Annotated in this window: 13 protein-coding genes; 10 read left to right on the forward strand and 3 right to left on the reverse strand. The window is 71.6% G+C overall.

Translation table 11 applies throughout. The annotated features are described in order from the left end of the window. The first annotated feature begins 72 nt into the window (after nt 1-72). The 9 genes from IE317_RS14150 to IE317_RS14190 all read left to right on the forward strand — a co-directional run bounded on the left by IE317_RS14150 (nt 73) and on the right by IE317_RS14190 (nt 9,012). The gene (locus IE317_RS14150) at nt 73-1,125 is read left to right on the forward strand and encodes an ABC transporter permease (RefSeq protein ID WP_191310054.1); all 1,053 of its coding nucleotides are present in this window, start codon (nt 73-75) and stop codon (nt 1,123-1,125) included. A 41-nt stretch (nt 1,126-1,166) separates the two neighbouring features. Further along, nucleotides 1,167-2,162, forward strand: a complete 996-nt coding sequence (locus IE317_RS14155) for an ABC transporter substrate-binding protein (RefSeq protein WP_191310056.1) — start codon at nt 1,167-1,169, stop codon at nt 2,160-2,162. A 205-nt stretch (nt 2,163-2,367) separates the two neighbouring features. Then, complete coding sequence (locus IE317_RS14160) at nt 2,368-3,063, forward strand: hypothetical protein (protein WP_191310058.1); 696 nt, start codon at nt 2,368-2,370, stop codon at nt 3,061-3,063. Between the two features lie 48 nt (nt 3,064-3,111). Continuing rightward, nucleotides 3,112-4,158, forward strand: coding sequence for a sensor histidine kinase (locus tag IE317_RS14165; protein WP_191310060.1), 1,047 nt, complete (start codon nt 3,112-3,114; stop codon nt 4,156-4,158). Next, nucleotides 4,155-4,910, forward strand: coding sequence for a LytR/AlgR family response regulator transcription factor (locus IE317_RS14170; RefSeq protein WP_191310062.1), 756 nt, complete (start codon nt 4,155-4,157; stop codon nt 4,908-4,910). Before IE317_RS14165 ends, IE317_RS14170 begins: the two co-directional genes overlap by 4 nt. Continuing rightward, nucleotides 4,907-5,254, forward strand: coding sequence for a hypothetical protein (locus IE317_RS14175; RefSeq protein ID WP_191310064.1), 348 nt, complete (start codon nt 4,907-4,909; stop codon nt 5,252-5,254). Before IE317_RS14170 ends, IE317_RS14175 begins: the two co-directional genes overlap by 4 nt. Continuing rightward, nucleotides 5,254-6,978 carry a sodium/solute symporter gene (locus IE317_RS14180; protein ID WP_191310066.1) on the forward strand — a complete coding sequence of 575 codons (1,725 nt, stop codon included), beginning with the start codon at nt 5,254-5,256 and terminating at the stop codon, nt 6,976-6,978. The genes IE317_RS14175 and IE317_RS14180 overlap by 1 nt, the downstream gene beginning before the upstream one ends. Nucleotides 6,979-7,048: 70 nt before the next feature. Further along, a complete protein-coding gene (locus IE317_RS14185) occupies nt 7,049-7,408 on the forward strand; it encodes a DUF485 domain-containing protein (protein ID WP_191310068.1) in 360 nt (119 codons plus the stop codon). Then, entirely contained in the window at nt 7,405-9,012 is a 1,608-nt protein-coding gene (locus IE317_RS14190; protein ID WP_191310070.1) for a solute symporter family protein, read from the forward strand. The genes IE317_RS14185 and IE317_RS14190 overlap by 4 nt, the downstream gene beginning before the upstream one ends. Nucleotides 9,013-9,090: 78 nt before the next feature. Here IE317_RS14190 and IE317_RS14195 read toward each other — a convergent pair whose 3' ends face one another. Both IE317_RS14195 and IE317_RS14200 read right to left on the reverse strand, forming a co-directional pair. Continuing rightward, a complete protein-coding gene (locus tag IE317_RS14195; protein WP_191310072.1) occupies nt 9,091-9,828 on the reverse strand; it encodes an isocitrate lyase/PEP mutase family protein in 738 nt (245 codons plus the stop codon). Next, nucleotides 9,825-10,286, reverse strand: coding sequence for a carboxymuconolactone decarboxylase family protein (locus IE317_RS14200; protein WP_191310074.1), 462 nt, complete (start codon nt 10,284-10,286; stop codon nt 9,825-9,827). The genes IE317_RS14195 and IE317_RS14200 overlap by 4 nt, the downstream gene beginning before the upstream one ends. Before the next feature lie 46 nt (nt 10,287-10,332). Between IE317_RS14200 and pdxR the strand changes: the two genes are divergently transcribed. Continuing rightward, complete coding sequence (gene pdxR, locus IE317_RS14205) at nt 10,333-11,715, forward strand: MocR-like pyridoxine biosynthesis transcription factor PdxR (RefSeq protein WP_191310076.1); 1,383 nt, start codon at nt 10,333-10,335, stop codon at nt 11,713-11,715. Between the two features lie 239 nt (nt 11,716-11,954). Here the strand turns inward: pdxR and IE317_RS14210 are convergent, their stop codons facing one another. Further along, the gene (locus IE317_RS14210) at nt 11,955-12,680 is read right to left on the reverse strand and encodes a peptidylprolyl isomerase (RefSeq protein ID WP_191310078.1); all 726 of its coding nucleotides are present in this window, start codon (nt 12,678-12,680) and stop codon (nt 11,955-11,957) included. Nucleotides 12,681-12,757 lie beyond the last annotated feature (77 nt).

Below are 12,757 nucleotides of genomic sequence, written 5' to 3' on the forward strand. Positions count from 1 at the left end.
CGAGCCTGCGAGGTCCGCAATAGACACAGCAGCGTCGGTCACGACGCCGACGAGCGTGAGCGAGGAGGCGGCGTGAGCGTGTCCAGTCCCCCTCAGAAGGACATCCAGGAGAGCCCCGAAGCGGGCTTCGGCAAGCGGCCGCTGGGCAAGCGCCTGATCGAGGCCAACACGTTCTGGATCGGGCTGGTCCTGCTGGCGCTGGTCATCCTGTTCAGCGCGATCGCGCCGGACAGCTTCCCGACGCTGTTCACGTTCCAGACGCTGTTCATCGAGTCCTCGGTGCTGCTGATCCTGTCGGTCGGCATGACGTTCGTGATCATCACCTCGGGCATCGACCTCTCGGTCGGCTCGGTGCTGATCCTCGCGGGCATGGTCGCGGGCAAGGTGATGGAGGCGCTGTCCGGCGGGGACGCGTCGAAGGCGGGCTGGGGCGTGATCCTCGTCGGGCTCGTCGTCGCCGTGGTCACCGGCACGATCTGGGGCCTGATCAACGGCGTCCTCGTCGCCGTGGCGAAGATCCCGGCCTTGATCGTCACCCTCGGCACGATGGGGGCCGCGCTGGCCACCGCGTACCTGCTCAACGGTGGCTCGGACCTGCGCACCGTGCCGGCGGAACTGACCAAGACCTTGGGCTACGGCACGTCCTTCGGCATCGTGCCCAACCTGGTGATCGTGGCCATCGTGATCACCGTCATCGGGGCGTGGCTGCTGCGGACCACGAAGTTCGGGCGGTACACGTTCGCGGTCGGCTCCAACGCCGAAGGCGCGCGGCGGGCGGGCATCGGCGTCACCGCGCACCTGCTGAAGGTGTACACGCTGACGGGTTTCCTGGCCGGGATCGCCGGGTTCCTTTCGCTGGCCTACTACAACTCGACCACCATCTCCGGGCACACCACCGACAACCTCAACGCCATCGCCGCGGTCGTGATGGGCGGGACGAGCCTCTTCGGCGGCGTCGGCACGATCCTGGGCACGGTGATCGGGGTCTTCATCCCCGCGGTGCTGCGCAAGGGCTTCAACATCATCCACGTCCAGGACTTCTGGCAGATGTTCATCGTCAGCTGGGTCCTGGTCGCCGCGGTCTGGTTCGACCAGCGCCGCCGCCGTCGCCACAACTCCCGCTGAGTCCCCCCAAGTACAGTCCCCCCAAGTACAACGAGGTGCTTATGAAACTGACCAAGACTCTCACCGCCATGGGTGCCGTGGTCTCCGCCGCCGCCCTGCTGTCCGCGTGCGGCTCGGGCACGGTCGGGCAGAGCGGGTCCGGAAACTCGGCGCAGCCGGTCGGCGGCAAGAAGCTCGCGCTGATCCCGGGCGTGCAGGCCGAGCCGTTCTACATCTCGCTGCAGTGCGGTGCCGAGGCCGAAGCGAAGAAGCTCGGCTACGAGCTGACCACCCAGGCACCGCAGAAGTTCGACGCGCCCCTGCAGACCCAACTGGTCAACGCCCTCGGCGCCAACCCGCCGGCCGCGCTGCTCATCGCCCCGACCGACGACACCGCGATGCTGGCGCCGATCCAGCAGGTCAAGGCGCGCGGGACGAAGATCGTCGAGGTCGACACCGCGCTGAAGGACACCGGGGTCGCCGTCTCGTCGATCTCGTCCGACAACGCCGCGGGCGGCAAGCTCGCGGCCCAGACGATGGCCAAGCTGGCCGGCGGCAAGAGCGGCTCGGTACTGGTGCTCGACACGATCGCGGGCACGTCCACCACGGCCGCGCGCGCCAAGGGCTTCGAGGACGAGCTGAAGAACACCCCGAACCTCAAGTCGATCGGCATCCAGTTCACCCAGAACGAGCCGGAGCAGGCCGCGGCCAAGGTGACGGCGGCCCTGTCGTCGACCCCGGACCTGATCGGCGTCTTCGCCACCAACCTCAACACCGGCGAAGGCGCGGCGACCGGCCTGCGCAACGCGGGCAAGGTCGGCGCGGTCAACCTGATCGGCTTCGACGCCAGCCCGTCGGAGGTCGAGGGCCTCAAGAACGGCCAGTACCAGGCCCTCATCGCCCAGGACCCGGCCTCGATCGGCACCCAGGGCGTCCAGCAGGCCGTCGCGGCCATCGAGGGCAAGGCGGTGACGCGGAACCTCACCGCGCAGCTGCACTCGATCACCAAGGACGACATGGACACCAACTCGCAGTACTTCTACAAGCAGTCCTGCTGACCCGTCCGTCAGAGCCCTGCGGGTGGTGTGCGCGCCTCCGCAGGGCTTTGACCAGCGGTGTTCACCGGCGGTGAACACCCGCAGCCGGTCACCGCGGTGGGAGAACCGCTCACCGCACCGCCCGTTTCCCCGGACGGGTGTCCTGCGTCACACTCATCTGCACATGCATCTGCACTTCCAGATGCATGATCGCAGGGAGGGTGCGATGAAGTACGAACGGCCGGCTTTGCACCGGACGATCTTCGCCGTGGACGTCGAGGGCTACGGCGACCAGAACAGGACCACACCACACCGGCTGGCGTTGCGCGAAGGGCTCTACCGCGCGCTCAGCCGCTCGTTCGACGACGCCGGCGTCCCGTGGGCGGCCTGCCGGCGCGAGGACTGCGGCGACGGCGTCTTCGTCCTCGTCCCGCCGGAGATCCCGAAGGGACTGTTCGTCGAGTTCCTGCCCGCCGCGCTCGCCGTCGCGCTGCACCGGCACAACCGGACCCACGACCCCGGCGCGCGGATCCGGCTCCGGATGGCGCTGCACGCGGGCGAGATCGCCTACGACGACCACGGGGTCACCGCGCCGGCGATCAACCAGACGTTCCGGCTCCTGGAGGCCAGGCCGTTGAAGGAGGCGCTCAAGGCGTCCCGCGGCGTGCTGGCGCTGATCACGTCGGCGTGGTTCTTCGACGAGGTCGTCCGGCACAGCGACGGTCTCGACCCGACGACGTTCCGGCCGGTGCCGGTGGCCGTCAAGGAAACCCGCACGACCGGGTGGATTTCGCTGCCGGACCGGCCGTACCCGGCGAACTCGAGCCTGCTCGGCAACGTCACGGCGATCGACCACTACCGGACCTGGCGCCGGTTCCGCCGCCACGCCCAGGTGCTGGCCGACCGCGACGGGCCCGCGTAGCCGTAGGATCTACTGCCCTGGACACCGCCGCCGAGGGGAGGCCCGACCGTGCACCTGCGCCCGGCGTCCCGCGCCGACCCGCTGCCGGTGCTCGCCGCCGCCCGCCGCATCACCGACGACCTGCGCGACGGCCTGTCCGGCATGCCCGCCCGCCGCGCCGCACACCGCCTGCGCCGGCTCTTCGGCTTCCCGGGACTCGGCCTCACCGACCTGTCCGGGTCCCTGCTGTGGTCGGGGCGGCCCGGGCCGGACGCGGTCGTCGCGACGGTGCTCGAAAGCGTGCTCCACAGCGAAGAACCCGGCTCGGCGCCGGACGTCCTGGTGCTGCCGCTGCACGTCCGCGACGAGCTCGCCGGGGCGTTGCTGGTCGTCGGGGACGTCCGGGACGCGGTCGCGGCCCAGGCCGCCGACCTGGTGGTGCAGGCGCTGGAGCGCGGGCGGCTCGAGGCGTCGGCGGAACAGGCGGCGCAGGCCGAACTGCGGGCGCTGCGGGCGGAGATGTCGCCGCACTTCGTCTACAACGCCCTGACGGTGATCGCGTCGCTGGTGCGGTCGGACCCCGACCGCGCCCGCGACCTCATGCTCGACTTCGCCGACTACACCCGCTACAGCCTGGCCCGCCACGGCGAGTACACCGTCGTCGCCGAGGAGTTCCGCGCCATCGAGACGTACCTGGCGCTGCAGAAGGCGGTGCTCGGCGAACGGCTGCGCGTCCAGGTGCGGGTGGCGCCGGAGATCCTCGCCGTCGCGGTGCCGTACCTCGTGCTGGAGCCGCTGGTGGAGAACGCGATCCGGCACGGCATCGAGCCGCGGTCGGGCACCGGGCAGGTCCAGGTGCACGGCCAGGCGGAAGGGAACGACTGCGTGATCTTCGTCGAGGACGACGGGGTCGGCATGGACCCGAAACGGGCGGCGGACATCCTCGCCGGGCGCACCGGCGAAGACGATCCCGCGGGTCTCGGGCTGGCCAATGTGGACAGACGGCTGCGGGACGTCTACGGCGCCTGGTACGGCCTCACCGTGGAAACCGAGGTCGGCGCGGGCACCCGGGTGATCGTGCGGGTGCCGCGGTTCCAGCCGGGAGTGCTGCCGTGAGCGGGCTCCGGGTACTGGCCGTCGACGACCTGCCGCCCGCGCTGGACGAGCTCTGCCGGATGCTGCGCGAAGCGCCCGAAGTCGGCGAAGTCGTCGGCGCCGCAGATGCGCTGAAGGCGTTGAAGCTGCTTCAGGCGGATCAGTTCGACGCGGTGTTCCTCGACATCTCGATGCCGGGCCTCGACGGGCTCGAACTCGCGTCGCTGCTGGCGAAGCTGAGCGAGCCGCCGGTGATCGTGTTCGTCACCGCGCACGACGGGCACGCGGTGACCGCGTACGGCATCGGCGCGGTCGACTACCTGCTCAAGCCGGTCCGCACCGAACGGCTGTCCGCGGCGCTGGCCAAGGTGCTGCGGATGGCGACCCCGGCGTCGCGGCCGACCCCGGACGCGATGGCGGCGCTGCCGGTCGAGTCGGGCGGGCGGACCCGGTACGTCCGCCGTGACGACGTGTTGTTCGTGGAGGCCCACGGCGACTACGTCCGCCTGCACACCCGAGGCGGGGTCCACCTGGTCCGGATGCCGATTTCGCGGCTGGAGGAGTACTGGGAGGGCACGGGGTTCAGCCGGGTGCACCGCGGTTTCCTGCTGGCGGTGGGGGCGGTGCTGGAGCTGCGCAGCGACACGGCGGGCGGGCTGCTGGCCCACACGGAGGCCGGAGACGTCCCGGTGAGCCGCCGCCACGCGCGGGACCTGCGGGACCGGTTGCTGGAAGCGGCCCAGCGCGGTCAGCTCGGATCCGATTCGCGATGAGCAGGATCCGGCGGGTCGCCGTCACCAGCCCGCAGACCCGGCTCGCGCACGCCCGCCGCCGGTCGCGCGGCCGCTGGCGCCAGCCCCGCCTGCCCGCGGGCGACACCCAGCGCGCCACCGCCCTCTACACCGCCCAGCGCCGTCGCGGCATCCCCGCGCTGGTCCTCATGTTCGCGCTGCTGCTCGGCCTTCCCGGTGTCTTCGCGCTCTTCCCGGCCCTGGACACCGTGCGGTTCCTGGGCGTTCCGCTGTCCTGGCTGATGCTCGCGGTCTTCCCGTACCCCGCGATGGCGCTGCTGGCCCGCTGGCAGCTGCGCCGCGCCGAGCGCCTCGAGGACGAGTAGTGGGCGTCGCGCTCGCCGTCGCGCCGGTCGTGCTCGTGACGCTGCTGATCGGCGTCCGCGGGGTCGCCGCCATGCGCACGACGTCGGACTTCCTCGTCGCCTCCCGCCGGATCTCCCCGCTGGTGAACTCGGCCGCCGTCTCCGGCGAGTACCTGAGCGCGGCGTCGTTCCTCGGCATCGCCGGGCTCGTCGTCAAGGACGGCATCGGAGCCCTCTGGTACCCGGTCGGCTTCACCGCCGGCTACATCGCGATGCTCGTCCTGGTCGCCGCCCCCATGCGCCGCTCGGGCGCCCTGACCGTCCCCGACTTCGCCGAAGCCCGCCTCAACTCCCCCGCCCTGCGCCGCCTGGCCGCCGTGGTCGTCCTGGTGATCGGCACGATCTACGTCGTCCCGCAGTTCCGCACCGCCGGCCTGGTGCTCGCCGCGGTCGGCGGCACGCCGTACTGGGTCGGCGTGGTGCTGGCCGGCGCCGCGGTCAGCGTCACCCTGGCGCTGGGCGGCATGCGCGCGGCCACGTACGTGCAGGCGTTCCAGTTCGTCCTCAAGCTGCTGCTGTTCCTCATCCCGGCGATCTGGCTGGTGCTGCAGGCCGGCGCGGTCAACCGGACCGACGCGCTCAACCCCGTCGAGTTCACCCACTTCGCCCGCGAGACGCCGGTGCGGTTCGAAGTCGACGTCACGATGGAGATCCGCGAGCCGACCCCGGTGCGGCGCAACGGCGTCATCGAGACCCTGCCGCCGGGCGAGTTCACCGCGCACAGTCAGGACGAGGTCGTGTTCGGCACGGGCGCGGCCGTCCCCGCGGTCCGCGGCGGCGCCGCACTGGGCGGTCCCGACTGGCGGCGCCCGCTGCTCGACCTCGGCGACCAGGGCCACCCGCTGCTGGGCACCTGGGCCGTGCTCATCGCGACCATGCTGGGCACGATGGGCCTGCCGCACGTCCTGATGCGCTTCCACACCAGCCCGGACGGCCGCGCCGCGCGCCGCACCGCGGCGATCACGGTCGCGCTGCTGGGCGTCTTCTACCTCTTCCCCGGCGTCTACGGGGTGCTCGGCCGGGTCCTCGTGCCCGGGCTGTACCTCTCGGGCGCGACGGACACGGTGGTCGTCGCGCTGCCGTCCCAAGTGGACACCGGCTGGGCCGGCGGGCTGTTCACGGCGCTGCTGACCGCCGGCGCGTTCGCCGCGTTCCTGGCGACGTCGCTCGGGCTGCTGCTGGTGATGTCCGGCGCGCTCGCGCACGACCTCGTGCCCGGCGGGCTGCGGCGGCTGCGGATCGCCGTGTTCGGCGTCGCCGGGGTGATGGTGCTGCTGGCCCTGCGCTCGGCCGAGCTCGACGCCGGCGTCCTGGTCACCTGGGGCTTCACGGTGGCCGCGTCGACCTTCTGCCCGCTGCTGGTGCTCGGCATCTGGTGGCCGCGGCTGACCGCGACCGGCGGCATCGCGGGCGTGCTGACCGGCCTGGTGGCCTCGTCCGGCTCGATCCTGCTCGCCCTCGCCGGGCCGCCGCTGCACGGCTGGGTGGCCATCTTGGTGCAGCAACCGGCACCCTGGTCGGTACCCTTGGCATTCGGCGCAATGGCGCTGGTCTCCCTGCGGGGCAGACCCCCCGGCTGGTCGACGGCAGCCATGCTGCGCCTCCACCTCGACGAACCCCGTTCGACACGCCCGCGCGACCGTTCGTCAACCGTTCGTCGTCTGACCCGGCTGTTGAACCGCTGAAGCTTCACGCGCGCCTCACGCGTCCCTACGGTGTCGCACGTCACTTTCCGCAGCGTCGCAGGGAGCAGCGATGAGCACGACGAACACCGGCGGGCCCCCGGACACCTCCGAAACCATCTGGGAACGAGCACACGAAAGCACGGAGTTCCGCGAGCTGCGCAGCCGCCTGCGCCGGTTCGTCTTCCCGATGACGGCGGTGTTCCTCCTCTGGTACCTGCTGTACGTGCTCCTCGCGGACTACGCGCACGGCTTCATGAGCACGAAGGTGTGGGGCAACATCAACGTCGGCCTGATCTTCGGCCTGCTGCAGTTCGTCTCGACGTTCGTGATCACCGGCCTCTACGTCCGGTACGCCAACCGGAAGCTGGACCCGGTCGCGGAGAAGATCCGTGAGGACATCGAGGGTGACTCTGCGAAGGAGCAGGCATGACGAACATCGCTGCGGGCGTCGAGGGCAGCAACCCGCTCCTCAACATCGGCATCTTCGCCCTCTTCGTGATCATCACCCTGGTGATCGTGTTCCGGGCCAGCCGCAACACCAAGACGGCGTCGGACTACTACGCCGCCGGCCGCGCCTTCACCGGCCCGCAGAACGGCATCGCGATCTCGGGTGACTACCTGTCGGCGGCGTCGTTCCTCGGCATCGCCGGCGCGATCGCGATCAACGGCTACGACGGCTTCCTCTACTCCATCGGCTTCCTGGTGGCGTGGCTCGTCGCGCTGCTGCTGGTCGCGGAACTGCTGCGCAACACCGGCAAGTTCACGATGGGCGACGTGCTGGCGTTCCGGATGAAGCAGCGCCCGGTGCGGGCCGCGGCCGCGACGTCGACGCTGATCGTGTCCTTCTTCTACCTGCTGGCGCAGATGGCGGGCGCCGGCGGCCTGGTGGCCCTGCTGCTCGGCGTCGAAGGCAGTGGCGCGCAGGCACTGGTGATCGCCGTGGTCGGCATCATCATGATCGCCTACGTCCTGATCGGCGGCATGAAGGGCACCACCTGGGTGCAGATCATCAAGGCCGCGCTGCTCATCGTCGGCGCGCTCGTGATCACGCTCTGGGTGCTCGGCAAGTACGGCTTCAACTTCTCCCAGCTGCTGCAGGCCGCCGTCGACAAGGCGGGCAAGGCCGGGCAGACGTTGCTCGGCCCGGGCAAGCAGTACGGCGCCACCGGCACCTCGAAGCTGGACTTCCTCTCCCTCGGCATCGCGCTGGTGCTGGGCACGGCGGGCCTGCCGCACGTGCTGATGCGCTTCTACACGGTGCCGACGGCCCGCGACGCGCGGCGCTCGGTGGTCTGGGCGATCGTGCTGATCGGGGTGTTCTACCTGTTCACGCTGGTGCTGGGCTACGGCGCCGGTGCGCTGGTCGGGCCGGACACGATCAAGAAGGCGCCGGGCGGGGTCAACTCCGCGGCTCCACTGCTGGCTTTGGAGCTGGGCGGCCCGGTGCTGCTGGGCCTGATCTCCGCGGTCGCCTTCGCGACGATCCTCGCGGTGGTCGCCGGCCTGACGATCACGGCGTCGGCGTCCTTCGCCCACGACGTCTACGCGAACGTCGTCAAGCGCGGCAAGACCTCGCCCGACTCGGAGGTCAAGGTCGCCCGGATCACCGCGGTGGTGATCGGCGCCCTCGCCATCGGCGGCGGGATCCTGGCCAACGGGCAGAACGTGGCGTTCCTGGTGGCGCTGGCCTTCGCGGTCGCGGCGTCGGCGAACCTGCCGACGATCCTCTACTCGCTGTTCTGGAAGCGGTTCAACACCCAGGGCGCGCTGTGGTCGATCTACGGCGGCCTGGCCATCACGATCGTGCTGATCATCTTCTCGCCGGCGGTGTCCGGCAAGAGCACGTCGATGATCAAGACCGCGGACTTCGCCTGGTTCCCGCTGAGCAACCCGGGCATCGTCTCGATCCCGGCCGCGTTCATCCTGGGGTGGCTGGGCACGGTCCTGTCCAAGGAGCACGACGAGAAGAAGTACGCCGAGATGGAGGTCCGCTCCCTCACCGGTGCGGGCGCCGAGAAGGCGGTCGTCCACTAGCTCCGCCGACGGGCGGCACGACCCCGAAGGCCGTCGCGAGGGTGTTCCCGATCCCCTCGCGGCGGCCTTCGGCCATCCTCAGTACGGAAGCTTGCCCTCGGCGACCCCCTGCAGGGTGGCCTCCAGCTGCTTGCGCACGTACTGCCACAGCCCGCCGCCCAGCGAAATCCTCGCCACCCCCAGTTCGGCGAGGCCTTCGAGGCCCGGGCTGCCCGGCCACGCGGGCGCGTTGACCGCACCGCCCGTTCCCTGCACGAAGCGCGCGATCAGCTCCGGCGTGCGCAGGTGGATCGGGTAGACGCAGTCGGCGCCCGCTTCGAGGTAGGCCTTCGCCCGGGCGACGCCTGCTTCGAGCGCTTCTTCCGGGTCGGCTCCGCGGAAGGAGTCGACCCGGGCGTTGATCACCAGGCCGTCGCCCGCCGCCTCGCGCAGGGCGGCGATCCGGGCCGCCTGCTCCTCGACCGGCCGGACGTTGCCCGTCGTGTGGTCGGTGTCCTCGAAGTTGCAGCCGACGGCTCCCGCGTCGAGCAGCCGGCCCGCCAGCTCGGCGCCGGAGAGGCCGTAGCCCGATTCGGCGTCGACGCTGACCGGGACGCCGACCGCCTTCGCGATCCGCGCGGCGGCGGCGAACATCTCGTCCGCGGGCGCCTGCTCGCCGTCGGGGAAGCCGAGCGCCGCCGCCACGGCGACCGAGCTGGTCGCGATGGCGGGGAACCCGGCGGCCTCGACGAGCTTCGCGGTGTCGGCGTCCCAGGCGTTCGGCAGGACCACCGGCTTGCCGGGGACGTGCAGCGCCCGGAGCGCGGCGGCGGTCATGCGTCCCGCTTCGGCAGCGGCGTGTGGCTGGTGATGGTCATCCGGTTCCAGCTGTTGATGGCGATGATCTCCCACGCGACGGCCTGGTACTGCTCCTCGGTGAACACCTTCGCGGCCTGCTCGTAGACGTCGTCGGGCACGCTCTGCGTGGCGGACAGCTTGGTCATCGCTTCGGTGAGGGCGAGGGCGGCCTGCTCCTGCTCGCTGAACAGGTCGGTCTCGCGCCAGCCGTCGAGCACGAACAGCCGCCGCGGCGACTCGCCCAGCTCGAGCGCGTCGCGGGAGTGCATGTCGAGGCAGTACGCGCAGCCGTTGATCTGCGACGCGCGGGTCTTCACCAGTTCCAGCAGCTTGGGGTCGAGCCCCGCGTTGGCGCCGGCCTTGTTCACCTGGGCCTGCAGGTTCGCCATCGCCTGGTAGAGCTCGGGGGCGCCCCCGAGCGCGATTCGCTTGCTCATGCCGTCCACGCTAGTGCCAACTGGTCCACGGGTATGGTCCAGTCACATGACGGATTCGTGGTCCAGTTCCGGGCTCGACGTCCACCTCGGCTGGCAGCCCGCTTCGGGCCGGGCCGGGCTCGCGGCGGCGATCCGCGCGGCCATCCGCGACGGCCGGTGGCAGGCGGGCGCGGCGGTGCCCTCGACGCGCTCGCTGGCCCACGACCTCGGGGTCGCCCGGGGCACGGTCACGCGCGTGTACGCCGACCTCGCCGCCGAGGGGTACCTGCGCACGGCCCAGGGCGCGCCGACCCGGGTGGCGACGGCGGGATCGCTGCCCCAGTCCGCGCCGCGGCAGGCCCCGCGCGACCCGGCGCCGCGCTGGGACCTGCGGCCGGGCCGTCCGGACCTGACGGCGTTCCCGCGTCAGGCGTGGCTCACCGCGACCCGCCGGGCCCTGCTGCGGACGCCGGCGTCGGCGTTCGGCTACGAGTCGGAGCTGGGCGCGCCGGAGCTGCGGGACACCCTGGCCGGCTACCTGGCCCGCGCTCGCGGGGTGGTCGCCGACCCGGCGCGGATCGTGGTGTGCCACGGGTTTTCGCACGCCATCGCGGTGGTGTCCCGGGCCTTGTTCTCGTTGGGCACGGGCGAAATGGCGTTCGAAAACCCTTCGCTGGGCATGTACCGGTCGATCGCGGCGGCGCAGGGCCCGCGGATCGCCGGCGTGGACGTCGACGGCGACGGCCTCGACCTGTCCGGTTTGGACAGTCCGGCGGTGGTCGTCACCCCGGCGCACCAGTACCCCACCGGTGTCACGCTGGCCCCGCCGCGCCGGGCGGCGCTGGCCCGCTGGGCGAGCGATTCGGGCGCGTACGTGCTGGAGGACGACTACGACGGCGAGTTCCGCTTCGACCGCCAGCAGGTCGGGGCGTTGCAGGCGCTGGCGCCGGAGCGGGTGGTGTACGCGGGCACGGCCAGCAAGACCCTGGCCCCGGCGCTGCGGCTGGCGTGGCTGGTGCTGCCGCGCTCGCTGGTGGAGCCGGTCCGCGCGGCCATGGCCGACAGCGGTTCGCGTCCGGCGTTGCTCAACCAGCTGGCGCTGGCGGAGCTGATCGACTCGGGCGCCTACGACCGGCACGTCCGCCGCAGCCGCGCGGAGTACCGTTCCCGCCGCACCCGCCTCCTGGGCGCGTTACCGGCTTCGGTTCGGCCACACGGCATCGCGGCGGGCCTGCACCTCCTGCTCATGCTGCCCCCGGACGGCCCCTCCGAGGCCACGGCGTTGGCCGCCTGCCGCCGCCGCTCGATCGGCATCGAGGGCCTGTCCGGCCACTGGATGACCCCGGGCCGCCCAGGCGGCCTCATCGTCGGCTACGCAGCAACCCCGGCCCACGCCTTCAAGGGAGCAACCCAAAACCTGGTAGAAGCCCTAGCCGAAATAACCCCCTAGCCACCCCCTTCCGGCTTCAATCCCGCAAACCGACCCTCCAGGTACGCAAGTCGACCCTCCAGGTACGCGGTCCGACCCTCCAGGTACGCAAGTCGACCGCCCAAACACACGTGATGCCCCTCCAATCACGTGTGATGCCCCCGCAATCACGCATGAAGCTCGCCCCATCACAGGCGATACCCCGCGGAGCACACGCGCGGACCGCGGGCCGCCCCCACCCGGAGCGGCCCGCACCACCGTCAGAACCAGCAGTCCGGCCGGACCCGCAGCAGTTCGGTCCGCAGCACCGGCGTGCCGTCGACCGGCGCCGGGTCCTCCGCGGTCGGCTGGATCCCACCCGCCGCGACCTTGTCCAGGGTCTTCAGCCCTTCTGCACCGACCGTGCCGAACACCGTGTAGTTCGGCCGCAGGGCGGAATCGCCGTACACGACGAAGAACTGCGAACCGTTCGTGTCCGGCCCGGCGTTGGCCATGGCGAGGAGCCCGCGCGCGTAGACGCGCCGGACGCCGGTCGGGTCGGTCGGTGCCGGTGGCAGGTCGACCGGCAGTTCGTCCTTGTACTTGTAGCCCGGCCCGCCTTCGCCGGTCGCGGTCGGGTCGCCGCACTGCAGCACCTTCAACGTCGGGTACGCGGTGAGCCGGTGGCACACCGTGTGGTCGTAGAACCGGTGCCGCGCCAGGTGCAGGAAGCTCTGCACGGTGCACGGGGCCTTCGCGCGGTCGAGCCGCAGCGGGAGCGCACCCTGGCTGGTCGGGACGGCGACGTCGACCTTGCCGTGGCTCGGCGTGTGCCGCGGGTCGGGCGGCAGCGGCACCGGCCGCGCGGGCGGTTCGTCGGGGGTTTCGGTGTACTGGCAGGGCCCGTGCGTCGTCTTCGGCGGCGGGGCGTCGGCCGCCGCGGCGACGCCGTTCCCGGCCACGAACAACGCGCCCGCCGCCAGCGCGGTGAGAAGTGTCCTCTTCATGTGCACGCCCTCCCAGTGATCGCCCGGTTCCGGAGCGCCCCGCAGTCTAGGGCCCGGCACCGACAGCCAGAACCGGC

This window comes from Amycolatopsis bullii, assembly GCF_014654205.1.
In the GTDB taxonomy this organism is placed as follows: domain Bacteria; phylum Actinomycetota; class Actinomycetes; order Mycobacteriales; family Pseudonocardiaceae; genus Amycolatopsis; species Amycolatopsis plumensis.